The sequence below is a fragment of the Erwinia phyllosphaerae genome, from assembly GCF_019132875.1.
Classification (GTDB): Bacteria; Pseudomonadota; Gammaproteobacteria; order Enterobacterales; family Enterobacteriaceae; genus Erwinia; species Erwinia phyllosphaerae.
Genome location: NZ_JAHSPF010000008.1, coordinates 179,378 through 202,266, shown reverse-complemented (window position 1 = coordinate 202,266; position 22,889 = coordinate 179,378). Strand labels below are relative to the sequence as shown.

Here is a 22,889-nt window from a genome sequence, read left to right as displayed (position 1 = left end):
ACTGCGAACAACAGGCTCCGGCAGCGCGCTCAGAGAGAGGTTGGAGTACGAATTGGCAGAAAAGTTTTATCCGGCATTCAGCTCCGGACGAAAGCAGTCGCGCAGTCGCCGACTTAAGCCAAACCAGGCGAGCGCAAGCCCGTCAAAACCGGTAAACAAAATCAGCCACGGCGACAGCGCATCGTCGCCCGGCCACAGGCTGGCGATTTGTAGACAGAGCATCGCCGCCAGCGTCAGCAACAAGACCCAGCGCCATGTCTGCCAGAGGCGCGGCAACCGCTGGCGATAGCCGGTCAACAACAGACCGATGGCCGCCGGTACGCCAAGCGCTATACCAATCCAGAACGCATGCGTGTCCGGATAAAAAAGCTCCAGCAGCTCCGTACCCTGCTGCCGCGAAGCGCCCGCCATGATAAACAGCAGCCAGGTTCTGGCCTGAAGCAGCAAAGCGGCCCAGAACGCCAGCGGCAGCTTTAGCTGGCCTTTCGCATCATAATCATCGGGAGTGTAAGACATCATGGCGGGAGAATGCGTCCTTGCCGTCTGTTAATATTCGCGATCTTCAATCAAACGCTTGCCCAGCAACATGCTGTCCTGCGTTTCATAATCCAGCTTTTCATAAAAACCCAGCACCGCATCGTTTTCTTCCCGCACCATCACGTTGATCTTTGGACAGCCGCGCGCAATCAGCTTTTTTTCCAGCCGGTTGATCAGCGCGTTGGCAAAGCCACGGCCCTGATAGTCGGGATGCACGCCAAGATAGTAAGCGGAACCGCGATGGCCATCGTAACCGCCCATTAGCGTACCGACTACCACGCCGCCGACGACCGCAACCAGAAACAGGTCGGGATCGTGGTTAAGCTTGCGCTCAATATCCATTTCAGGATCGTTCCACGGGCGCAGCAGATCGCAACGTTCCCACAGCGTGATGACTTCTTCAAAATCGTCCTGGCTAAATACGCGAATTTCCACAGCGTTACCCCAGATGTTAACCATAATTCGCTGATTATCGCGGTTTCTTTCGCGGGTGCAAGCTCCAGGCTCAATAATTCCCTTTTACAAGGCCCGTCTGGTCAGCTTATCTGCAAGCTGTACGGTAATAACTCGTCTGTGCCGCGACGGCTTTTATCGCGCCATTAGCCTGTTGAAATAAAAAGTAAAGCGCTGAAATAGTTCCCGCCTCGCCGTTGTTCCATTGTTACGCTATAACAATGGGCACTTTGTACTTTAAGGATGTTGTAATGAAAAAGTTTGGCCCGATGACTCCGCTGACTTCTCGCCGTAACCTGCTGCTTTCCGGCCTGGCGCTGGCATTGTTGGCCAATAAACCCGCCCGGGCAAAAGAAGCGCCGCTAAAAACCACCTCTCATGGCAAAACGCAACCTGCCCCACCGCAGAAAAACGGCAAGAAAATTGTGATGATCGACCCCGGTCACGGCGGCATCGATTCTGGCGCCGTCGGCGAAGAAGGCTCGGAAGAGAAGCACGTTGTCTTAGAGATTGCCGGACACATTCGCGAGATGCTAAACGACCATCCGCATATCGAAGCGCGGCTAACGCGTGAAACCGACCACTTTATTCCGCTTGGTGAGCGCGTTGAGATTGCTCACCAGCACGGGGCCGACCTGTTTATGTCTATTCACGCGGACGGTTTTACCAGTCCGGCAGCCAACGGCGCGTCGGTTTTTGCGCTCTCTAACCGTGGTGCCAGCAGCCGGATGGCGCGTTATCTGTCAGAAAGAGAGAACGCGGCGGATGAAGTAGGCGGCGTGAAGGTGGCGCAGAAAGATCACTATCTACAGCAGGTGCTGTTCGATCTGGTGCAGACCGATACCATTAAAAACAGCCTGACGCTGGGCAAGCACGTGCTGAACCAGATCCGCCCGATGCACCATCTGCATAGCCAGCATACGGAACAGGCCGCCTTCGCCGTCCTGAAATCCCCTTCTATTCCTTCCGTGCTGGTGGAAACCTCGTTTATCACCAACCCGGCAGAAGAGCGGCTGCTGGGCACCACCGCCTTTCGCCGTAAAATAGCCAGCGCCATCGTTAGCGGCATAACCGGTTACTTTGACGAATTTGACGCCAATAACCGCCGTCACAGCTGATGCCGTAGCCTGACGTGCCGATTGCGGCTTACCGGCAACCCGGCTAAGGTTTTTTGACGTATACTTCGCGCGTCATTTTACTGTCAGGCTAAATCATGAACCTACCCGATATCGCCCAGGTAAAGCAGTTTCTGCTTAATTTACAGGATACTATTTGTCAGCAGCTGGCGCAGGCTGACGGAAAAGCACGGTTTGAAGAGGACAGCTGGACGCGCGAAGGCGGCGGCGGTGGACGCAGTCGCGTGCTGCGCGGCGGTGCCATTTTTGAACAGGCCGGCGTAAACTTTTCCCACGTTCACGGCGACCAGATGCCCGCGTCCGCCACCGCGCACCGGCCTGAACTGGCGGGCCGCAGCTTTGAGGCGATGGGCGTGTCGCTGGTGATTCATCCGGAAAATCCTTACGTTCCTACCAGCCACGCCAACGTACGCTTTTTTATTGCGGAAAAACCGGGTGCCGATCCGGTGTGGTGGTTCGGCGGCGGCTTCGATATGACGCCCTACTACGGCTTTACTGAAGATGCCGTACACTGGCATCAAACCGCGTCCGACCTCTGCCAGCCGTTCGGCGAAGAGGTTTATCCACGCTATAAAAAGTGGTGCGACGACTACTTCTTTATTAAACACCGCAACGAGCAGCGCGGCATTGGCGGCCTGTTTTTTGACGATTTAAATACGCCAGACTTTGATCACTGCTTCCGCTTCACGCAGGCGGTTGGCGAAGGTTTTCTACAGGCCTATTTGCCAATCATTGAGCGGCGTAAAGCGCTGGCATGGGGAGAGCGCGAGCGCCAGTTCCAGCTCTACCGCCGTGGCCGCTATGTCGAATTTAATCTGGTATGGGATCGCGGCACGCTGTTTGGCTTGCAGACCGGTGGCCGTACCGAGTCTATTCTAATGTCGATGCCGCCGCTGGTGCGCTGGGAATATGACTTTCAGCCGGAGCCGGGCACGCCGGAAGCCGCGCTCTACACCGATTTTCTGCCGGTCAAAAGCTGGATTTAGCGGTTTTATTATGCGACACATCTCCAGAAGTTGAGCCGTTTCCTTTGTCATCCTTCCTGAGCCTGTTTATTCTGCAGGCTCAGGCATGAAAATCAGGTGGACCGACAGCCAGCCTCTTCTTTCCTGCCAGCCTGAGATCTTCTGTCAGCGTCACGCCTGAAAATTTGTCAGCGTTACGCCTGCAAAAGTGGCAGCCAGTGCGGTTCCCTGCCGCAATGCTAAAGAACTGCTACACTTTTGGGTGCGGCATTCTTATACATATGCCTTACCATCGGGCTAACCCATTGCAACAATCAGAGAAAACGCATTTCTATTACAGGACGTCTGATGCAATGTTTGGCCTGAGAACAGACTACCGTGACGGTAAAGCCGACCTGGCAAAATCCTGACATGCAGGCCGGGCCGCTCGGCTTTGGTGTTTCGCCAGAGGGGCGCTCTTCCCGCCGACAACCCACTATCCGGCACGGTTACATTCGTTTTGCAGATTGCATATCAAGGAGCTATGAGATGAACCAGCTAGACGCACTAAAACAGTACACCACCGTGGTGGCAGACAGTGGCGATATTGAATCCATTCGCAATTATCATCCGGAAGACGCCACCACCAACCCATCTCTGATCCTGAAAGCTTCCAGCCTCGACTCCTATAAACACCTGATTACCGATGCTATCGACTACGCCAAAAAACAGGGCGGCAGCAAAGAGACGCAGATTATTAACGCCAGCGACAAAGTCAACGTCAACCTCGGTATGGAAATCCTGAAAAGCGTGCCTGGCCGCGTTTCTACCGAGGTGGACGCTCGCCTGTCGTTTGACCGCGGCATGTGCGTAACCAAGGCCGAGAAGCTGGTCAGAATGTATGAAGATAACGGCATCGACCGTTCACGTATTCTGATTAAACTGGCCTCCACCTGGGAAGGCATTCGCGCGGCGGAAGAGCTGGAAAAAAACGGCATCAACTGTAACCTGACGCTGCTGTTCTCCTTCGCTCAGGCCCGCGCCTGTGCCGAAGCTGGCGTATTCCTGATTTCGCCATTCGTTGGCCGTATTTATGACTGGTACAACAGCCGCAAGCCGCTTGACCCTTATGTGGTTGATGAAGATCCAGGCGTAGTTTCCGTCCGTAAAATCTATGAATACTACAAGCAGCATCGTTATAACACGGTGATTATGGGCGCAAGCTTCCGTAAAACGGAGCAGATCATTGCGCTGGCGGGCTGCGATCGCCTGACCATTTCGCCAAACCTGCTGGAAGAGCTGCAGGCCAGCGATGCGCCGGTTGAACGTAAACTGACGCCTTCTACGGAAGCGTTCCATCAGCCTGCGCCGCTGTCTGAAGCCGAGTTCCGTTGGGAACATAACCAGGATCCAATGGCGGTAGAAAAACTGGCCGACGGCATCCGTCAGTTCGCCGTTGACCAGCAGCATCTGGAAGACGTGCTGGCCGCTAAACTGTAATTCAGTTGATGGGCTTCCCCGACGCGCTTCGTCGGGGAACAACTTCCCCCCGGCGTTTATTCGCTCAGTTTGACCCCTTCAAAAATCAGGGAGAAAAGTATGTCTTCACGTAGAGAACTGGCTAATGCTATCCGTGCGTTGAGTATGGATGCCGTGCAAAAAGCCAAATCGGGCCATCCGGGCGCCCCAATGGGTATGGCAGATATTGCCGAAGTGCTGTGGCGCGATTTTTTACATCATAACCCGACCAATCCGGCCTGGGCCGACCGCGACCGTTTTATCCTGTCCAACGGCCATGGCTCGATGCTGCTGTATAGCCTGCTGCATCTGAGTGGTTATGATTTGCCGATCGAAGAACTGAAAAACTTCCGTCAGCTGCATTCTAAAACGCCTGGCCATCCGGAAATTGGCTACACGCCGGGCGTCGAAACCACTACCGGCCCGCTGGGTCAGGGCCTGGCAAACGCCGTTGGCCTGGCCATTGCCGAACGCACGCTGGGCGCGCAGTTTAACCGTCCTGACCATGAGATCGTCGATCACCACACCTATGTCTTTATGGGTGACGGCTGCCTGATGGAAGGGATTTCGCATGAGGTCTGCTCGCTGGCCGGTACGCTGGGTCTCGGTAAGCTGATCGGTTTCTATGACCATAACGGCATCTCTATCGATGGCGAAGTGGAAGGCTGGTTCAGCGACGATACCGCTAAACGTTTTGAAGCCTATAACTGGCACGTTATCAGCGAAGTTGATGGCCACGACGCTGAAGCCGTAGCCAAAGCGATTAAAGAAGCGCAAAGCGTTACCGACAAGCCTTCACTGATTATCTGCCGCACTATTATCGGCTTCGGTTCGCCGAATAAAGCGGGTAAAGAAGAAGCGCACGGCGCGGCGCTGGGCGATGAAGAAATTGCTCTGACCCGTAAGCAGCTTGGCTGGAACTACCCGCCGTTCGAAATTCCACAGGATATCTATGCACAGTGGGATGCCAAAGAGGCTGGTCAGCAGCGCGAAAAAGAGTGGAACGACAAGTTCGCAGCGTATAAAGCGGCCTATCCTGAACTGGCGAAAGAGTATTCTCGCCGTATGGATGGCGGCATGCCGGAAAACTGGCAGCAGGAAACCCAGAAGTTTATCGAAGAGCTGCAGGCTAATCCGGCGAAGATCGCCAGCCGTAAAGCTTCGCAGAACTCGCTGGAAGCCTATGGCAAGCTGCTGCCGGAATTCCTGGGCGGCTCGGCCGACCTTGCGCCAAGCAACCTGACTATCTGGTCCGGCTCTAAATCAATCAAAGACGACCTGGCGGGTAACTATATCCACTACGGCGTACGCGAATTTGGTATGACCGCTATCGCTAACGGTATCGCGCACCACGGCGGCTTTGTGCCTTATACCGCGACCTTCCTGATGTTTGTGGAATATGCCCGTAACGCAGTGCGTATGGCTGCGCTGATGAAAGCGCGTCAGATCCTGGTTTATACCCATGACTCTATCGGTCTGGGCGAAGATGGCCCGACGCACCAGCCGGTTGAGCAGATCGCCAGCCTGCGCGTTACGCCAAACATGAGCGTCTGGCGTCCGTGCGACCAGGTGGAAACGGCAGTGGCGTGGAAGCATGCGATTGAGCGTCACCATGGTCCTACCGCGCTGATCCTGTCTCGTCAGAACCTGGCGCAGCCGGAACGTACTAAGGCCCAGCTGGAAAACATTTCTCGCGGTGCTTACGTGCTGAAGGATTGTGAAGGCACGCCGGAAGTGATTCTGATTGCCACCGGTTCAGAAGTAGAAATCACGCTGGGTGCAGAAGCGAAGCTGACCGCCAACGGTCATAAAGTTCGTGTGGTTTCCATGCCGTCAACCGATCTGTTTGATAAGCAGGATACCGCTTACCGTGAATCCGTGCTGCCTTCTGGCGTTACCGCTCGCGTGGCCGTTGAGGCCGGTATTGCTGATTACTGGTACAAATATGTTGGCCTGAACGGCGCTATCGTCGGGATGACCACCTTTGGTGAGTCAGCACCGGCCGAGAAGCTGTTTAACGAATTTGGTTTCACGGTGGAAAACATCGTCAGCCATGCGGAAAAACTGCTGAAGCCACACTGATTGTAGCTGAGTAAGCCCGATGCCCTGCCCGCGTGGTGGGGCATTTTTTTTGGATTATCAGGCACGACCGCGCCCGTCCTGATCCCCTGTGCTGGCTTCCCCATCCTGAATACGTTACTGGCTGCGCCCGCCCTGAATACCTTACTGGCTGCGCCCGCCTGAATACCTTACTGGCTACGCCCGTCCTGCGAACTGTCCAGAGCCGGTGCCTCTCGGGTGGTGGTCCACAACGTTGGCCAGTCATCGCTGCCGTGCCAGGCATCACAGGTTCGCTCTTCGGCATATTCCGCCAGCACGAACTCGCGGCCATTATATTGCCAGCGCGATGCGGTACCGCAGTCGCCCAGTCCCCTTCCCTTACCAAACGTAAGCAGTTCTCCGCGGCTGGCGTCATATTCCGCGTTGATAAGCTCCAGCTTCTTATCGCTACGATGTGGCGGCGTAAAAGGTAACGTCAGCGTTAATCCTCTGGCTATATAAGGCTGGCTACGGGTAACTTCGAACGCCAGATCGATTACGTTATAGGCACCCATTTCGCAGCCAATCAGCAATAGCGCCTTTTTATCATTAAGCGGCGCAACGCTGACCTGCCTTCTCTGCGGATCCAGCGAACAGCGATCGGTATTAATTCGCCAGGTGCCGTAATCAAGCAGGCCCGTCGTCTCTTCACGCGTTAAGGCAGGCGGAATCGCTTGTGAAACGGGCAGTGTAGTCACCGGCGGCGGCGGGACATCTGTGGCAGGTCGACTGCCCTTTTTAATCCAGGCACTCGTGCTGTTGACTCGTCCCTGCACGTCATCCATCAGTAGCAAAGATGCCTTCAGACCGTGCAGGGAAATATTGGCATGAGGCCGATAAAGAAGCTGTAAGTTATCCGCTTCTGATACCAGCGAGAGAAATTCGTTAATAGAAATAGCGTGGCTGGTCGAAAGGTGGTGCGGCTGGACTTCCCAGTGCTTTAAATCGGGCTTGAGGCGTTGTCCATCCAGCAGCAGGTTATCCTGTAATGCCGCGCCGCTTAGCTTGCCGGTATAACGGCTACCGTAGTCAATACGTAGAAAAGGCCGATCGTTAACGCCGGCATGACGGCTTACGGTCATGACCAGACCATTCACGCCCGGAAAGCTGCGCGCTACGCAGTAATTCTGGTTATTACAGGTAATCTGCCAGTCAGAAAATGTTTTTTGTAAGGGTTCAGCATGCAGTGCAGCGGCGAAAAACAGCAGCGCCAGAGGTAACTTTATCCAGTAATGCATTGATAACCCGTATCCCCGAATGACAGTTAAGCAGTAAGCATAGCGTAGTCATTGTTAATCAGCCTCCTTAAATCGGCTGAAGTTGTCACAGCGTAAGGCATCAGGCTACGTTATTTATTTCATCATGCCGTTTGCAAAGGTTTGACTCAATCGGAATAATCGGACAAGAAAACGGGGCAAATCCTGAGGTGAGGATAACGCTTTTTAACACCTTAAAAAACAAGGTTATTTCATTCCGAAAAACAGATCGGAGCTTAATTATGTGATATTCATCACCTTTTCATCGCGTGTAATCTTTTGGAATACCCTGGCAACATAATGCCGATAGCGCGTTTATTTTTAAATATCTAATTTCACTGCCCGCATAATTTATTAAAACGTGTAGCACAGACTTTAAAAGACAACCATTAAGTTACTTTTAATAAAAAAAGATCGGCCTTCTGTTTTAAGGCCGCAACAATATATCTTTATAAGACGGGAATTATTAATTTTCTGCCCGTTCGCTTGCGCAGCAGCCCAGGCTTAATTCAGCGTCAGCCAGCCCTCAAGTAATGCATGCTGTAGCAGCATCACGGTCTTGCAGTCTTTAATGCGGCCATCTTTGACCATTGCCCAGGCTTGAGGAAAAGTCACTTCCATGACGTCAATATCTTCATCACCGACGCCGCCGCCTGCCGTTGCCCGCAGCGCGTCATCATATTCTGCGGCAAAAAAGTGTAGCCGTTCAGTGACGCCGCCTGGCGACATGTAGAGATCGTAGAGCTTCTCTACTTTGCCAACCTGATACCCTGTCTCTTCTATCGCTTCTTTACGGATACACTCTTCAGGCGAGTCGTTGTCCAGCAGTCCGGCGCAGGCTTCTATCAGCAGGCCGCTATCGTTGCCGTTTAACCAGGTAGCAATACGAAACTGGCGGGTCAGAATAACGCTGTTTTTCTGGCGATGGTAAAGCAGGATAGTGGCACCGTCGCCGCGATCGTAAACTTCTCGCTTATGGCGGATAGTTTCGCCGTTTTTGGTGGTCAGATCGTAGGTGAAATTTCGCAGCACAAACCAGTTTTCTGACAGGACTTTGTTTTTAATTACTTCGACTTTGGCTGACATAGCGGCTCCGTTGCCGTTAGCGGAAGTGTCTTATCATAAGATCGGAATGAGGGAAAAACTATCTGAAAGCCGCCATAAAAAAAGGCGGCCACCAGGGCCGCCTTACGCTATCAAACCAGCATTACTGCACGTTTTCTTCGTGTGCATGCTCGGCTTGCGCGATTTCCTGCGCGCGTTTACGCACGCCAAACCAGCCCAGCACCAGAATCACGGCAATCAGCGGGATGGAAGCCACGGTGTAGGTGCCGTTTGGATAATCAAACGCCATCAGCACTACTACGCTAACCAAAAACAGCAGCGTCAGCCATGAAGTAAACGGTGCCCACGGCAGCTTGAAGCTGACGTCTTCCGCCTTTCCTTCTTTGATCGCTTTACGCAGGCGCATCTGGCAAACCACAATAAAGCCCCAGGAAGTAATAATGCCCAGCGAGGCGATATTCAGTACGATCTCAAACACGCGCGACGGCACGATATAGTTCAGCCAGACGCCAATGATATAAACGGCTACCGTAACCAGAATGCCCATGTAAGGTACCTGCTGACCGCTCATTTTTGAGAGGAACTTCGGTGCCGAGCCGCCCATAGACATTGAGCGCAGGATACGACCGGTCGAATAAAGGCCGGAGTTCAGGCTGGAGAGGGCCGCGCTGAGCACAACGATGTTCATGATGCTGCCGATATAAGGCACGCCCAGCTTAGAGAAGAAGGTCACGAACGGGCTTTGCCCCGCCTGGTAAGCGTTCCACGGCAGCAGCAGAACCAGCAGTACCACCGAGCCTACATAGAACAGGCCAATACGCCAGATCACGCTATTGATCGCTTTTGGCAGCATGGTTTTTGGATCTTTACACTCGCCGGCCGCCGTTCCCACCAGCTCGATAGAGGCAAAGGCGAAGACCACGCCCTGTACCAGCACCAGCGCGGGCAGCAGACCATGCGGGAAGAAACCGCCGTTATCGGTAATCAGGTGGAAACCGGTGGCATTGCCGTCCAGCGGCTTGCCGGTGCCCAGGAAAACCACGCCGACAATCAGGAAGATGGCAATCGCCAGTACCTTAACCAGCGCGAACCAGAACTCCATTTCGGCAAACCATTTTACGCCGATCATATTCATCGTACCGACGATGGCCAGCGCGCCCAGCGCGAAGACCCACTGCGGAACGTCACCAAACGCGCCCCAATAGTGCATATAAAGCGCAACGGCGGTGATATCGACAATGCCGGTCATCGCCCAGTTAACAAAATACATCCAGCCCGCCACGTAGGAGGCTTTTTCACCCAGAAATTCACGGGCGTAGGAGACAAAACTGCCGCTGGAAGGACGGTGTAAAACCAGTTCGCCCAGCGCTCGCAAGATAAAGAAAGAGAAAATACCGCATACCAGATAGACAATCGCCAACGCCGGTCCGGCAATTTGTAAACGAGCACCCGCGCCAAGGAATAAGCCCGTACCGATAGCCCCGCCGATAGCAATCATCTGTACATGTCGATTGTCCATCGCTTTGTGATAGCCGGAATCATGAGAATTTAACCAACGTCGTCTTGCGGCGCGCTTGTCTGCAACCGCTTTTTTATCAGCTTTCATTTTCTATCCTAATTATCCTGTCCACAGTGTTACGGCTGCCCCTCCCGGGCCTCCTGAGTTCTGTTGCCAACCAAACGATTGCGCTGCTGCGCAAAAGCCCGGGCTTTTCCTCTCTTCCTGTAGTTATAGTCTTGACGGAAGCGGGAAAAATCGCGGCGATGCATCCTAACCGTTCTGTAAAGCTGACGCAAAAACTCTGTGGCGGAAATCGTGAGGTTTTGTAATTTTTGCTGGATGGCGCATAAAAAAACCGACCGCATCTTGCGGTCGGCTCTCCAAAGGGGGGAAAGGCTACATGGGGATGGACTTAGCGGTAAATCTCGGCGTTACCACTCCACAGGCTGGAGTCACCGGGGGTTTCGGTACGAATAATACGGTAGTGGCCGGCACCCATTTGTTCAGCTTTCTGCGCCAGGCGGGCGGTAGCATCATCAAACGAACCGTGGACGCCGGAGACGGAAACCGTACCCATTTGCTGTAAATTCTGGCTCTGGCTTTCATCGACCTGAGTCGCGGCGAGCGTCGAAAATGATGTTGCCGCCAGTACGGCGGCAGCAAAGATTGCGGATAGTTTAGTCATAGCAAACTCCTGCCAGGATTCTGGAAAACGTTTAATCGTTACGGAGTTGATTATGACGTGCGGGATGAAAAGCAGAGTAAGCAAGGGGTAAAAGCGTTAAAGGAATGTGATGCTATTAAGCATTTGTCAAAAGAAGCGTCAGTAATAGTTACTTTTTATCTTTGATGTAACTTTGTATGACTATGTAGTAGCAACCCTAAGCCCACTTTATCCGCCGCTGCGTAATACGGCAAGTATTCATCCAGGCATTTTTGATCTGACGCAATAGTCCGCTATTGCTGCTGCGTCCTCGCGACAGCCGGGGTTACAATGCTGCGCCCTCTTCGTTCAGGTTCACAAAATTCGGCTGAATAGCCAGAGCTTACTTCCTTAACCGACTGCCGTATTAACCCGTCAGGAGCCACAGATGCTAAAACGTTCCGTTACCCGTAGCCTGAGTCGTGCCCTGTTCGCCATCGTGCTGCTCGCCTTTTTCTGCTCGTTGCTGGCGTTGTTGACGCTCTCAGCCAGCCTGCGCGACGCAGAAGCGCTTAATATGGCCGGTTCGCTACGGATGCAAAGCTATCGCCTGGCGCTGGATACCGCAACCCGCTCTCCCGCTCTTGCTGCGGACATCGCCAGCTATCAGCAATCGGTACAGGCTCCGGTATTGCTTTCTCTGCGCCACGCCTGGGTTCCGGCCAGCGTTAAGGAGCGCTATCAGGCACTGCTGGCCGCCTGGCAAGCGTTGCGGCCCCGGCTGGAAACGGGAAACGGCCAGCTTTATCAGCAAAATATTTCCCATTACGTTGCGCAGATAGACAGCTTTGTTCTTGCCTTACAGCACTGGGCAGAGCTGAAAATGAAGCTGGTGGTTGCGGCCTGCCTGCTGGGGTTTATCGCTATCGCTCTGCTGGCCAGGGCTTTTGCGCGAATGTCCGGCGCGCTGGACAGACAATATCTCTGGCTTGAAGAGACTATCAAAGAAAAAACCAGCGATCTGCGCCAGGCGAACCGTCGGCTGGCGCTGCTTTATCAATGTTCCGAAATGCTGCGTAACCATGACAAGGCCTGGGCTCCGGTGCTGGGGCTGCTGGTGGAGCATGAAAACCTGACCGCAATTGAATTAAGTTCGTCTCGCCTGGTGCAGGCCGCAGGCAAAGCGGATGAAAATTTACCCTGGTACAGCCTGCCGCTGGAGGAGACAGAAGGCGGCCTGCTGCGCTGGCAGGCGCGCGCCAGCGAGCCACAGCTGATGCAGGGTCTGGCAACCATGCTGGCACGCTCGCTACAGTTAGAGCACGCCGAACAAAAAGTCCGGCATCTGTTGCTGATGGAGGAGCGCGCAACTATCGCCCGCGAGCTGCACGATTCGCTGGCGCAGTCGCTGGTTTATTTACGTATCCAGATGGCACGCCTGAAGCGAGCGGTAGTCAAAGAGCCCTCCGCGCTGGCGATTGTGGCTGAAACGGACGTGGCGCTGAGCGAAGCTAACCGCCAGCTGCGAGAACTGCTAACCACTTTTCGTCTTTCGGTCGCGCCTGCCGATCTCACTACCGCGCTTGGTCAGGTGATAGCCCAGCTTCGCCCGCAAACGGAGGCAACGATTAGCCTGACGGGGAAAGCCACACGGCAGCATCTGGATGCCCAGCAGCAGGTGCACGTGTTACAAATTGTTCGGGAAGCTTTGTTGAACGCTATTCGCCATGCCAAAGCCAGCGAAATTACCGTGCAGATTGGGCAGCCAGACAGCGAAGAGATACAAATCGAGGTGAAAGATAACGGCCTGGGCTTTGACCCCGAGGCGGCAAAACCGGGTCATTACGGCCTTACAATTATGCAGGAGCGCGCAAAAAGTCTACAGGGTCGGCTGGAGATTAGTCATCCGCACGGCGGCGGCAGCCAGGTATCTCTCCGTTTTGCGCTGAAAAAAGCGTAAGCATCCGCCATATTTTACGGCACGATAATTTACACTTTTTCCTTAATTTCTCCACGATTCCCTCCGGCCCCACGGGTAAAGTGGAACGGTTCAAACAATCATAAAAACCTGCTGCCGTCGGACAGGGTTTAGCTGGCCCATCCGCAATGCCGCCTTCTCCCGAAGCTTGTCTGGAGCCAATTCGATGGCGAATTTTTTTATCGATCGCCCCATTTTTGCGTGGGTCATTGCAATTCTGCTCTGTTTAACCGGTACGCTGGCCATCGTTTCGCTGCCCGTTGAGCAATATCCGGCACTTGCGCCGCCTAACGTCCGTATCACCGCTAACTATCCCGGCGCGTCTGCGCAAACGCTGGAGAACACGGTTACGCAGGTTATTGAGCAGAATATGACCGGCATCGATAACCTGATGTATATGTCCTCGCAAAGCAGCAATACCGGGCAGGCGACGATCACGCTGACCTTTGTTGCCGGCACCAACCCTGACGAAGCTCGCCAGCAGGTACAAAATCAGCTGCAAACCGCGCTGCGCAAGCTCCCTCAGGCCGTTCAGTCGCAGGGCGTGACGGTGACCAAGACGGGCGATACCAATATCCTGATGGTGGCCTTTGTCTCGACGGACGGCAGCATGGATAAGCAGGATATCGCCGACTATGTAGCCAGTAACGTGCAGGATCCGCTGAGTCGTATCGACGGCGTCGGTCAGGTGGATGCCTATGGCTCGCAGTACGCAATGCGTATCTGGCTCGATCCCAATAAGATGATCAATTATGCGCTGACCACGTCGGACATTGTCAGCGCTATTGAATCGCAAAATAGCCAGGTTGCCGTAGGCCAGCTGGGCGGCCTGCCTTCCGTAGATCGCCAGGCGCTTAACGCCACCATTAACTCTCAGTCGCTGTTAACCACCCCCGAGCAGTTCCGCCAGATTACGCTGCGGGTCAATCAGGACGGTTCAGAAGTGCGATTAGGCGATGTGGCGACGGTTGCGCTGGGCGCGGAAAAGTATGACTTTTTGAGCCAGTACAACGGCCAGCCCGCTTCCGGACTGGGCGTTAAGCTGGCTTCCGGCGCGAACGAGTTGCAAACCGACAAGCTGGTGCGAGCGCGTATCGCAGAACTTTCCCACTATTTTCCGCACGGCCTGAAGGCGGAAATCGCCTATGAAACCACGCCGTTTGTCGTGGCCTCCATTGAGGACGTGGTAAAAACGCTGCTCGAAGCAATCGCGCTGGTGTTTGTCGTAATGTACCTGTTTTTGCAGAATTTTCGCGCTACGCTAATTCCCACTATCGCCGTTCCCGTGGTGCTGCTGGGCACTTTCGCTATTCTTTCGGCCTGCGGATTCAGTATTAATACGCTGACCATGTTTGCCATGGTGCTGGCGATAGGCCTGCTGGTGGACGATGCCATCGTGGTGGTAGAAAACGTTGAGCGAATAATGAGCGAGGAAGGCCTGTCGCCACGTGAGGCCACGCGCAAATCGATGGGACAGATTCAGGGCGCGCTGGTCGGCATTACGCTGGTACTTTCCGCTGTTTTCGTGCCCATGGCCTTTTTCGGCGGCACCACGGGCGCGATTTATCGCCAGTTTTCCGTCACTATTGTTTCCGCAATGGTGCTTTCGGTCATCGTCGCAATGGTTCTGACGCCCGCGCTGTGCGCCACGCTGCTTAAACCGCTGCCATCGGGAGGTCATCACGAACGACGAGGCTTTTTTGGCTGGTTTAACCGCACTTTTAACCGTAATGCACAGCGTTATGAGCGCGGCGTAAGCCGGGTTCTGGCAAAAACCGGACACTGGCTGCTGCTTTATGCTCTGCTGATTGCCGGTATGGCGCTGCTGTTTATGCATTTGCCTACCTCTTTCCTGCCGCTGGAAGACCGGGGCGTGTTCACCACCCAGGTGCAGCTACCGCCGGGCGCGACGCTACAGCAAACCAATAAAGTGGTGAATAAGGTCGAGCAATATTATCTGACCCAGGAAAAAGATAACGTACTTTCGGTCTTCTCAACTATTGGCGCAGGCCCCGGCGGCAACGGTCAAAACGTGGCGCGAATGTTTGTGCGCCTGAAAGACTGGCAGGATCGCTCGGGCGCGGAAAACAGCGCTTTTGCCATTATTGAGCGCGCCACCAAAGCGTTCAAAAATATCCGTGAAGGTCGCGTTATCGCCAGCAGCCCGCCCGCGATTACCGGTATGGGCAACTCGGCCGGCTTCGATATGGAATTGCAGGATCACGCAGGCCTGGGACACGATGCGCTGATGCAGGCACGCGACCAGCTGCTGGCAATGGCCGAAAGCAATCCGTCGCTGGCGAGGGTTCGCCATAACGGTCTGGACGATACGCCGCAGCTGCGAATCGATATCGATCAGCATAAGGCGCAGGCGCTTGGCGTTTCCATCGATGATGTCAACGACACGCTGACCACCGGCTGGGGCTCAACCTATGTGAACGACTTTTTGGACCGTGGCCGCGTAAAAAAAGTTTACGTTCAGGCGGCAGCGCCTTTCCGCATGCTGCCGGACGACATTGATAAATGGTATGTGCGCAATAGCGCAGGCGGCATGGTGCCGTTTTCCGCCTTTGCCACCACTCGTTGGGAAACGGGTTCGCCCCGCCTGGAGCGCTATAACGGTTATTCGGCCGTGGAGATCGTTGGCGAATCGGCCCAGGGCGTCAGTACCGGCACCGCAATGGATATTATGGAGCAGCTGGTCAGCAAGCTACCGCAGGGTTTTGGCGTCCAGTGGACCGGCGCGTCCTATCAGGAACGGATGAGCGGCGCACAGGCTCCGGCGCTTTATGCCGTCTCTCTGCTGGTGGTGTTTCTGTGCCTGGCCGCGCTTTATGAGAGCTGGTCGGTGCCCTTTTCCGTTATGCTGGTGGTGCCGCTGGGCGTGGTCGGCGCGCTGGCGGCAACCTGGCTGCGCGGCCTCGAAAACGACGTTTACTTTCAGGTTGGCTTGCTCACCGTTATTGGGCTGTCGGCGAAAAACGCGATTCTTATCGTGGAATTTGCTAACGACATGAACAGCAAAGGACGCGATCTGCTTGAGGCGACGCTGGAAGCTTCGCGCCAGCGCCTGCGTCCTATTCTGATGACTTCGCTGGCCTTTATGTTTGGCGTACTGCCAATGACTATTGGCAACGGTGCAGGCTCCAGCAGCCAGCATGCCGTGGGTACCGGCGTCATGGGCGGCATGTTTGCGGCCACCGTGCTGGCGCTCATTTTTGTGCCGATATTCTTTGTGCTGGTCCGTCGGCGCTTTCCACTAAAAGAGAAGCCGATCGCATAATAAGCAAAAGGCAGCCCGGGGGCTGCCTTTTTAAGTCGGATACTGAAAGTTAAGCTGGTTGATGCTGTCGCTGAGCTTCTCTTTATGAATGTGTTACTTACGAGTCAACATCGCTTCGATAAAGTCTTTCCAGTTCCCCAGTTCTAAGTCGATCATACATCACCTCTCTCGTTGTAGTGAGGCTATTATAGGATTATTCCTAAGGCGAAGTGAACTACTTTCGACCATGAAAACCCCCTAAAAATTAGGATTTATCCTAATACGTGAGGTAACGCACATTTCTTATCGACTGATTTTTAAAGGAATTAATAGCCTGCTTATCATCAGGCGTCAGAGCATTTGCTAAGTCGCTGATTGGTAAGCATCAGCTAAAAAGAGGAGTTAAGCGGAGGATGTTCCGGGAGGTAGGACGTTGCAAGGTCAGGTACGGCGAAAAACGGTTAAGGGGGCCACGCCCCCTCGCACGTTACTTCAAAACGATAATTTTGTCATAGCCGCCGCTCTCGCTGTCAATATGCGTTTTGGCATCCGGGTGTTCGGCCAGCACCGCTTCAACGATATGGTTAAACTCGTCGCAACGGCTCTCGTTTTTCCTGGCGATTACAATTGTCGACTGGGTTTCTTCAACCGTATGGGCGGAAGACGCTGTCATATAGTTCATATTGCCCCTCCTTATTCCTGCTCTCTTGAGTTTATACCGTCTTCCGTGCCTCGCAGGCGCATCCGTTGTAAACTACGCGCCCGAGCAGTATCGAATATAGATTAAACCCATAAAAAAAAGAAGGGAACCCGCCATGCTGACGATGTACGGCATTAAAAATTGCGACACGATAAAAAAGGCGAGGAAGTATTTAGAGGCAAACCAGATAGCTTATCAGTTCCACGACTATCGCGCAGACGGGCTGGATGCCGCCTTGCTGCAAACTTTTACCGACGTGCTGGGCTGGGAAGCATTGCTTAACACGCGCGGCACTACCTGGCGCAAGCTGAGCGAAGAAACGCGCGCAAAGGTTAATAACGCCGCTACCGCGCAGCAGCTGATGCTGGAACAACCGGCAATGATTAAACGACCGTTGCTCAGCCGCGCCGATGGCTCTATGCTGCTGGGCTTTAATGAAGCCAGCTATTCGTCTTTTATTGTGGAGAAGTCCTGATTATGTTTTGTCCGGTCATTGAGCTGACGCAGCAGCTTATTCGTCGTCCTTCCCTCAGCCCGGATGATGCCGGTTGCCAGGCCCTGATGATCGAGCGCCTTCAGGCGCTGGGCTTTACCGTTGAAGCAATGAATATTGGCGACACGCAGAATTTTTGGGCATGGCGCGGCAAAGGCGAAACGCTGGCATTTGCCGGCCATACCGACGTGGTGCCGGCGGGCGACGCCAGCCGCTGGATTAATCCGCCGTTTGAACCCACCATTCGCGACGGCATGCTGTTTGGGCGCGGCGCGGCCGATATGAAAGGCTCGCTGGCCGCGATGATTGTCGCAGCCGAAAGATTTGTCGCGACCCATCCCAACCACAAAGGCCGCCTGGCTTTTTTGATCACGTCGGATGAAGAAGCCAGCGCCACCAACGGTACGGTGAAGGTGGTCGAAGCGCTTATGGCGCGCCACGAACGTCTTGACTATTGCCTGGTTGGCGAGCCTTCCAGCACCGAAGTAGTGGGCGACGTGGTTAAAAATGGCCGTCGCGGCTCCATGACCGCTAACCTGACCATTCACGGCGTGCAGGGCCACGTTGCTTATCCTCATCTGGCCGATAATCCGGTACACCGCGCGCTGCCTGCTTTAAACGAGCTGGCGGCAACGGAATGGGATCGGGGCAACGAATTTTTCCCGCCTACCAGTATGCAGATTGCCAACGTGCAGGCCGGAACCGGCAGCAACAACGTGATTCCGGGCGAATTTTTCGTACAGTTTAATTTCCGTTTTAGTACGGAACTGACCGATGAGATGATCAAGCAGCGCGTAAAAGATCTGCTGGATCGTCATCAGCTGCGCTACTCGCTGGACTGGGTGGTTTCCGGTCAGCCATTCCTGACTTCGACCGGCAAACTGGTTGAGGCGGTGGTAAACGCCGTTGAGCACTATAATGAAATTAAGCCGCAGCTGCTGACCACCGGCGGTACTTCCGACGGCCGCTTTATCGCACGTATGGGCGCGCAGGTGGTAGAGCTGGGGCCGGTCAACGCGACCATTCATAAAATCAATGAGTGCGTGAAGGCCGCCGATCTACAGCTGTTGAGCAGAATGTACCAACGCATCATGGAACAGTTAATCGCGTAAGGATGAAATATGGAATGGCTTAAACACTACTGGTGGCTGATAGGTATCGTGCTGATGGTCGGCATACTGATGAACGTCTATAAAGACCTGAAGCGTATCGACCACAAAAAATATATGGACAACAAACCCGATTTGCCGCCGCATCGTGATTTCAACGATAAGTGGGATGACGACGACGACTGGCCAAAGAAAAAGTAGCCGGATTGCTTTGCCTGTCCCTCAGGCAAAGCACCACGGGCATGGCCGCGAGACATGGCGGCCGTGCCTGCCGGTTGTCGTTACTTTTGTCCTGTGCCCGTCGGCCAGTCCCCGGCTTTTTGCGTCCTCTCTGCCACATCCGCACTCTTCATGCGGATTAGTCGATCTCGCCACTCTTCATGCGAATTAGTCTATTTCGCCACTCTTCAGCGCGGTTTTTATCCAGTGCCAGCAATGCCCGCTCGGCCTCCTGCCGCCAGCCGTTGAGTAACGCTTTTTTGCCTGACAGCCCCGACAGCCCGATCAGCTCGGCCTGCGATAGCCGCGCCAACAGCATTCCCTGCAATAAAGGCAACGGCTGCGAAGTATTGGTCAACAGCCTTCCCAGCGCGCCGATACTTGCGTCGAACGAGCGTTGCGCCCAGGCAAAGCCCGCCAGCTCGCGCCAGTCTTCGTCATCAGGCTGGTCGTCTGCCATGGCGGGAAATGCCAGCTCCACGCCATCCAGCAAAGGCTGTAGCCAGCGCCAGTCGCGCGCCAGACGTTGGGCTGCCTTCCCGGCGAGCACCCTGCCCCGCTCGCTTAACGGTAAAATAGCCATGGCGGCATAGCAGCCGCTGCTGGCTTCCGGCCGCGTACCAAAACGTGCCAGCTGAAAACCGCAGGCCTGCCAGAAATGCCACAGCGCTGGCGTGTAGCCAAAGCTGACGGAAAGGAAATCCAGACCTTGCGCCTGGTCAATGCTTTGCTGTACCAGTTGCTGGCCAATACCGTGCCGCCGTAGCGCAGGCGTGACCGCAATACGGCTGATGCGGCGGGAACGCATTTGCGCCGCCTCGGGCCAGCCGCCGTGTGCGGCAAGCGACTGGGCAACCAGATTCCCGGCGGGACGGCGCAGCCCCGCCCAGATGGCCTGCGCCAGTTCGGCCGACAAACCACCTTCATCCACCAGCCACAAAGCGGCCTGAACGCTTTTGCCTTGCAAAGCCGCGCTAAAGTGCATGCCTGGCGCATCCATCATCCGCCGCAGATCGAGAGGCGAAGTGCGATAGTGCGCGCTGGTTAACAGCTGGTAGATCGCTTCAAGCGTCTCCGGCTTATCCTGCCAGTCCTGCTGGCGCGGAAAACAGAAATGCACGTCCGTACCGCGGGTTTCCGGTTCAGCTTCGCTAAACAGAAGCGCCCGTTCGATAAAGTGCTCCAGCGGATCCTGCTGCGCCCAGCGTAATGGCTTGTCGAGCTTGCAAAGCGTTACGTCCGGCAGCCCGGCGCAAAATTTTAGCAGGAAGCCGCGTCCCGTTCCTTCATAGCCTTGCAGCGTGGTGGTTAACAGCGTGCGGGGAAAAAGCCTGACCAGCCGTTCCAGCATCGGCGCGGGAATAGCCGCCGCCTCGTCGATCAGCAACCAGTCGATATCCCGTGGCAGTTCCGATGATTCCAGCGCCAGCAGCCTGTCGGGCGCGATAAAATGAAAAGCGTCACCGGCGAAGTTGGCCAACACCTCCGTCGCCGCTTTTGCCGGGGCTGAAATCAGACAGCGACCGGGCCAGCGCGCTGCCAGCGATCCGGCAAGCGCCGATTTGCCTCGCCCACGCGGTGCCGTCAGCACGTAAATTCCCGGCTTCTCCGTCAGTAACTGCTCCAGTAGCTGCTGCTGCTGCGAAACGTCATTCGGCTGCCAGGCTGGCGCCGGTAGCGGCGCAGGCAAAACGGGAGCCTGATTTTGACAAAGCTTTGCCACCTGCGGATCGGCCAGCAACAGTTTTTGCAGGCGCGAAATAAAGTTAGGCGTAGCGACAGGCGCGGCCGTTTCGCCCCAGCGCAGCGAATCGTTATCGGGCTGCGTTAGCCAGCTGGCCCACTCTGGCACCAGCAACAGTAGCCAGCTGCCCGCCTTCAGCGTTCCCGCTACAATCGCCAGCGCTTGCGCATCAAACCCGTGACGCGCATCGAAAACGGCATGAAGAAACTCCTGGCCAAGCAGCGTTTTTGCCGCTCCGGGCGCGCAGTGCAGCGGACTTTGCGGCGCATCGCCCAGCCATAGCCAGTCGCCGGGCAACAGCGACACCCATTGCTGCACCTGCTGCTGGCACCATGCAAAATCGCCGCTGACTACCATCAGCCGCCGCATACCCTGCTGGCGTAGCCGTTCCGTTTGTGCGCTGACGTCGCGTAAATCAGCCACCGAAGGTATCACACTGGCCAGGATTGCCGCTGTCGAAACCCTTTTTAAACCAGCTATAGCGCTGTTGCGACGTGCCGTGCGTAAAGCTGTCCGGCACCACGCGTCCCTGGCTCTGCTGCTGGAGGCGATCGTCGCCAATCGCTTCGGCGGCGTTCAGCGCTTCCTGCAGATCGCCCGGTTCCAGTACGTTTTCCTGCTGCATATAGTGTCCCCACACGCCAGCAAAGCAGTCGGCCTGTAGCTCCAGCTTGACCGAAAGCTGATTCGCCTGCTTTTGCCCACCCTGCTGCTGGAGCTGTCGCACCTTTGGCTCGATGCCCAGCAAACGCTGCACGTGATGGCCTACCTCATGCGCGACCACATAGCCCTGCGCAAAATCGCCATCCGCGCCCAGCTTGTTTTTCATTTCGTCATAGAACGAGAGATCGATATAAACGGTGCTGTCGGTCGGGCAGTAAAAAGGCCCCATCACCGACTGGCCCGTGCCGCAGCCGGTACGCGTCGAGCCGCGATACATCACCAGCTTTGGCGGGGTATAGGTTTTACCCATCTTTTGAAAGATTTTATGCCAGGTGTCTTCGGTGGTTGCCAGCATCACCGAGGTAAATTTTGCGGCTTCATCCTGCTGCGCCGTAGTTTGTTGCGAAGCTGGCTGGGAAAGTGAAGAGGAACCACCGTTTAGTAAGGGGGTTAAGTCGTAGCCATAATAGCCAGCAATCATCACGATAATCAGCAGGACAATACCGCCTTTACCACGTGGAATCCGCATTCTCCCGGTTCCTACCGTACCGGACTCATTACGGCGATCTTCCACGTTATCGCTCTCACGGCGCCCTTGCCAACGCATACATTAACCCCTGGTTTATAAAATGATGGAGTGATTTTAGTCGTGCGCAGCGCCTGGCACCAGTGCGGTGATGCTGATTAATCCGGAGCAAAAGGCAGATTCAGAATGCAGGAACAGTATGGGAGGTAAAACAGAGGCTGCGGCAGGTGCCGCAGCCTGAAAAATCAGTCCAGCTTGACGCCCAGGCGGTTAGCCACTTCTTCGTAGGCTTCAATCAGGCCGCCAAGGCTCTGACGGTAGCGGTCTTTATCCATCTTGTTCAGCGTTTCTTTATCCCACAGGCGGGCACCGTCCGGTGAAAACTCGTCGCCCAGCGTGACTTCGCCGTTAAACAGACCGAACTCCAGCTTAAAGTCCACCAGGATTAGACCGGCATCGGCAAAAAGCTTGCTCAGCACCTCGTTGGCTTTGTAGGTCAGCTCGCGCATACGCGCCAGGTTCTCTTTGCTTACCCAGCCAAACGTTTCGCAATAGGATTCGTTCACCATAGGATCGTGACGCGCATCGTCTTTTAAAAACAGGTCAAACAGCGGCGGGTTAAGGATCATGCCTTCTTCTACACCCAGACGTTTTACCAGCGAGCCCGCCGCGCGGTTACGCATCACGCATTCAACCGGCACCATATCCAGCTTTTTAACCAGCGCTTCGTTATCGGAAAGCAACGCTTCCATCTGGGTAGGAATGCCCGCTTCTGCCAGTTTCGTCATGATGAAATGGTTAAACTTATTGTTAATCATTCCTTTACGATCAAACTGTTCGATGCGTTCACCGTCCAGTGCTGACGTATCATTGCGGAATTCGAGTACCAACAGATCCGGATTTTCGGTGCTGTAAACGGTTTTCGCTTTGCCGCGATACAACTCAGCTTGCTTTTTCATCTCTATACTCCAAACGTGAAATCCCCTTTCGCCCTGGCCTTAGCCACGCCAGAACGGCCGGATATGAACTATTGCATCTATTG

At 54.9% G+C, this 22,889-nt stretch carries 20 protein-coding genes; 9 read left to right on the top strand and 11 right to left on the bottom strand.

Annotated features, from left to right (window positions below; genetic code table 11):
* Positions 1-66: 66 nt before the first annotated feature.
* Both KUE00_RS15395 and KUE00_RS15390 read right to left on the bottom strand, forming a co-directional pair.
* Positions 67-516 (bottom strand): DUF2919 domain-containing protein, encoded by a 450-nt coding sequence (locus tag KUE00_RS15395; RefSeq protein WP_246760798.1) that lies wholly within the window; start codon positions 514-516, stop codon positions 67-69.
* A gap of 30 nt (positions 517-546) precedes the next feature.
* Complete coding sequence (locus tag KUE00_RS15390; RefSeq protein WP_246760769.1) at positions 547-972, bottom strand: GNAT family acetyltransferase; 426 nt, start codon at positions 970-972, stop codon at positions 547-549.
* Positions 973-1,241: 269 nt separating this feature from the next.
* On the opposite strand from KUE00_RS15390, the gene amiA reads away from it, so the two are divergent.
* The 4 genes from amiA to tkt all read left to right on the top strand — a co-directional run bounded on the left by amiA (position 1,242) and on the right by tkt (position 6,670).
* A complete protein-coding gene (gene amiA / locus KUE00_RS15385; protein WP_246760768.1) occupies positions 1,242-2,108 on the top strand; it encodes an N-acetylmuramoyl-L-alanine amidase AmiA in 867 nt (288 codons plus the stop codon).
* A gap of 95 nt (positions 2,109-2,203) precedes the next feature.
* Positions 2,204-3,112, top strand: coding sequence for an oxygen-dependent coproporphyrinogen oxidase (gene hemF / locus KUE00_RS15380; RefSeq protein ID WP_246760767.1), 909 nt, complete (start codon positions 2,204-2,206; stop codon positions 3,110-3,112).
* A gap of 507 nt (positions 3,113-3,619) precedes the next feature.
* Positions 3,620-4,570, top strand: coding sequence for a transaldolase (gene tal, locus KUE00_RS15375; protein ID WP_246760766.1), 951 nt, complete (start codon positions 3,620-3,622; stop codon positions 4,568-4,570).
* Positions 4,571-4,669: 99 nt separating this feature from the next.
* Positions 4,670-6,670, top strand: a complete 2,001-nt coding sequence (gene tkt / locus KUE00_RS15370; protein WP_246760765.1) for a transketolase — start codon at positions 4,670-4,672, stop codon at positions 6,668-6,670.
* Between the two features lie 167 nt (positions 6,671-6,837).
* Here tkt and KUE00_RS15365 read toward each other — a convergent pair whose 3' ends face one another.
* The 4 genes from KUE00_RS15365 to KUE00_RS15350 all read right to left on the bottom strand — a co-directional run bounded on the left by KUE00_RS15365 (position 6,838) and on the right by KUE00_RS15350 (position 11,195).
* Positions 6,838-7,926: a DUF1176 domain-containing protein gene (locus tag KUE00_RS15365; protein ID WP_246760764.1), complete on the bottom strand. Its 1,089-nt coding sequence runs from the start codon at positions 7,924-7,926 to the stop codon at positions 6,838-6,840.
* Positions 7,927-8,448: 522 nt separating this feature from the next.
* Positions 8,449-9,030, bottom strand: coding sequence for a GDP-mannose pyrophosphatase NudK (gene nudK, locus KUE00_RS15360; protein ID WP_246760763.1), 582 nt, complete (start codon positions 9,028-9,030; stop codon positions 8,449-8,451).
* Positions 9,031-9,151: 121 nt separating this feature from the next.
* Entirely contained in the window at positions 9,152-10,615 is a 1,464-nt protein-coding gene (ansP, locus tag KUE00_RS15355) for an L-asparagine permease (protein WP_246760762.1), read from the bottom strand.
* Positions 10,616-10,922: 307 nt separating this feature from the next.
* Positions 10,923-11,195 (bottom strand): YdgH/BhsA/McbA-like domain containing protein, encoded by a 273-nt coding sequence (locus KUE00_RS15350; RefSeq protein WP_246760761.1) that lies wholly within the window; start codon positions 11,193-11,195, stop codon positions 10,923-10,925.
* A gap of 406 nt (positions 11,196-11,601) precedes the next feature.
* On the opposite strand from KUE00_RS15350, the gene KUE00_RS15345 reads away from it, so the two are divergent.
* Together KUE00_RS15345 and acrD are read left to right on the top strand one after the other, a co-directional pair.
* The gene (locus KUE00_RS15345; protein ID WP_246760760.1) at positions 11,602-13,113 is read left to right on the top strand and encodes a type IV pili methyl-accepting chemotaxis transducer N-terminal domain-containing protein; all 1,512 of its coding nucleotides are present in this window, start codon (positions 11,602-11,604) and stop codon (positions 13,111-13,113) included.
* Between the two features lie 184 nt (positions 13,114-13,297).
* On the top strand, positions 13,298-16,414 hold the full coding sequence (gene acrD / locus KUE00_RS15340) for a multidrug efflux RND transporter permease AcrD (RefSeq protein ID WP_246760759.1): 3,117 nt from the start codon (positions 13,298-13,300) through the stop codon (positions 16,412-16,414).
* Positions 16,415-16,507: 93 nt separating this feature from the next.
* On the opposite strand, the gene ypfM is transcribed toward acrD, so the two are convergent.
* On the bottom strand, positions 16,508-16,570 hold the full coding sequence (ypfM, locus tag KUE00_RS15335) for a protein YpfM (protein ID WP_152601344.1): 63 nt from the start codon (positions 16,568-16,570) through the stop codon (positions 16,508-16,510).
* 310 nt (positions 16,571-16,880) lie between these two features.
* Entirely contained in the window at positions 16,881-17,075 is a 195-nt protein-coding gene (locus KUE00_RS15330; RefSeq protein WP_246760758.1) for a hypothetical protein, read from the bottom strand.
* Between the two features lie 133 nt (positions 17,076-17,208).
* Here KUE00_RS15330 and KUE00_RS15325 point away from each other — a divergent pair, with 133 nt between their 5' ends.
* Genes KUE00_RS15325 through KUE00_RS15315 form a run of 3 tightly spaced genes read left to right on the top strand, consistent with a single transcriptional unit; the run spans position 17,209 to position 18,896 of the window.
* Positions 17,209-17,568, top strand: coding sequence for an ArsC family reductase (locus tag KUE00_RS15325; protein ID WP_246760757.1), 360 nt, complete (start codon positions 17,209-17,211; stop codon positions 17,566-17,568).
* Positions 17,569-17,570: 2 nt separating this feature from the next.
* Positions 17,571-18,698 carry a succinyl-diaminopimelate desuccinylase gene (gene dapE / locus KUE00_RS15320; RefSeq protein ID WP_246760756.1) on the top strand — a complete coding sequence of 376 codons (1,128 nt, stop codon included), beginning with the start codon at positions 17,571-17,573 and terminating at the stop codon, positions 18,696-18,698.
* A gap of 9 nt (positions 18,699-18,707) precedes the next feature.
* The gene (locus tag KUE00_RS15315; RefSeq protein ID WP_246760755.1) at positions 18,708-18,896 is read left to right on the top strand and encodes a YpfN family protein; all 189 of its coding nucleotides are present in this window, start codon (positions 18,708-18,710) and stop codon (positions 18,894-18,896) included.
* A 157-nt stretch (positions 18,897-19,053) separates the two neighbouring features.
* Here KUE00_RS15315 and KUE00_RS15310 read toward each other — a convergent pair whose 3' ends face one another.
* The 3 genes from KUE00_RS15310 to purC form a co-directional block, all read right to left on the bottom strand.
* Entirely contained in the window at positions 19,054-21,081 is a 2,028-nt protein-coding gene (locus KUE00_RS15310) for a tRNA(Met) cytidine acetyltransferase TmcA (protein WP_246760754.1), read from the bottom strand.
* Positions 21,074-21,928 (bottom strand): KPN_02809 family neutral zinc metallopeptidase, encoded by an 855-nt coding sequence (ypfJ, locus tag KUE00_RS15305; RefSeq protein ID WP_246760753.1) that lies wholly within the window; start codon positions 21,926-21,928, stop codon positions 21,074-21,076. The genes KUE00_RS15310 and ypfJ overlap by 8 nt, the downstream gene beginning before the upstream one ends.
* Positions 21,929-22,092: 164 nt before the next feature.
* Complete coding sequence (purC, locus tag KUE00_RS15300; protein WP_246760752.1) at positions 22,093-22,806, bottom strand: phosphoribosylaminoimidazolesuccinocarboxamide synthase; 714 nt, start codon at positions 22,804-22,806, stop codon at positions 22,093-22,095.
* Positions 22,807-22,889: the final 83 nt, after the last annotated feature.

What these genes read in the sequence shown, in the direction of transcription:
- KUE00_RS15395 (WP_246760798.1), bottom strand. Translation starts at nt 516, where the DNA reads ATGTCTTACACTCCCGATGATTATGATGCGAAAGGCCAGCTAAAGCTG.
- amiA (WP_246760768.1), top strand. Translation starts at nt 1,242, where the DNA reads ATGAAAAAGTTTGGCCCGATGACTCCGCTGACTTCTCGCCGTAACCTG.
- hemF (WP_246760767.1), top strand. Translation starts at nt 2,204, where the DNA reads ATGAACCTACCCGATATCGCCCAGGTAAAGCAGTTTCTGCTTAATTTA.
- tal (WP_246760766.1), top strand. Translation starts at nt 3,620, where the DNA reads ATGAACCAGCTAGACGCACTAAAACAGTACACCACCGTGGTGGCAGAC.
- tkt (WP_246760765.1), top strand. Translation starts at nt 4,670, where the DNA reads ATGTCTTCACGTAGAGAACTGGCTAATGCTATCCGTGCGTTGAGTATG.
- KUE00_RS15365 (WP_246760764.1), bottom strand. Translation starts at nt 7,926, where the DNA reads ATGCATTACTGGATAAAGTTACCTCTGGCGCTGCTGTTTTTCGCCGCT.
- nudK (WP_246760763.1), bottom strand. Translation starts at nt 9,030, where the DNA reads ATGTCAGCCAAAGTCGAAGTAATTAAAAACAAAGTCCTGTCAGAAAAC.
- ansP (WP_246760762.1), bottom strand. Translation starts at nt 10,615, where the DNA reads ATGAAAGCTGATAAAAAAGCGGTTGCAGACAAGCGCGCCGCAAGACGA.
- KUE00_RS15350 (WP_246760761.1), bottom strand. Translation starts at nt 11,195, where the DNA reads ATGACTAAACTATCCGCAATCTTTGCTGCCGCCGTACTGGCGGCAACA.
- KUE00_RS15345 (WP_246760760.1), top strand. Translation starts at nt 11,602, where the DNA reads ATGCTAAAACGTTCCGTTACCCGTAGCCTGAGTCGTGCCCTGTTCGCC.
- acrD (WP_246760759.1), top strand. Translation starts at nt 13,298, where the DNA reads ATGGCGAATTTTTTTATCGATCGCCCCATTTTTGCGTGGGTCATTGCA.
- KUE00_RS15330 (WP_246760758.1), bottom strand. Translation starts at nt 17,075, where the DNA reads ATGAACTATATGACAGCGTCTTCCGCCCATACGGTTGAAGAAACCCAG.
- KUE00_RS15325 (WP_246760757.1), top strand. Translation starts at nt 17,209, where the DNA reads ATGCTGACGATGTACGGCATTAAAAATTGCGACACGATAAAAAAGGCG.
- dapE (WP_246760756.1), top strand. Translation starts at nt 17,571, where the DNA reads ATGTTTTGTCCGGTCATTGAGCTGACGCAGCAGCTTATTCGTCGTCCT.
- KUE00_RS15315 (WP_246760755.1), top strand. Translation starts at nt 18,708, where the DNA reads ATGGAATGGCTTAAACACTACTGGTGGCTGATAGGTATCGTGCTGATG.
- ypfJ (WP_246760753.1), bottom strand. Translation starts at nt 21,928, where the DNA reads ATGCGTTGGCAAGGGCGCCGTGAGAGCGATAACGTGGAAGATCGCCGT.
- purC (WP_246760752.1), bottom strand. Translation starts at nt 22,806, where the DNA reads ATGAAAAAGCAAGCTGAGTTGTATCGCGGCAAAGCGAAAACCGTTTAC.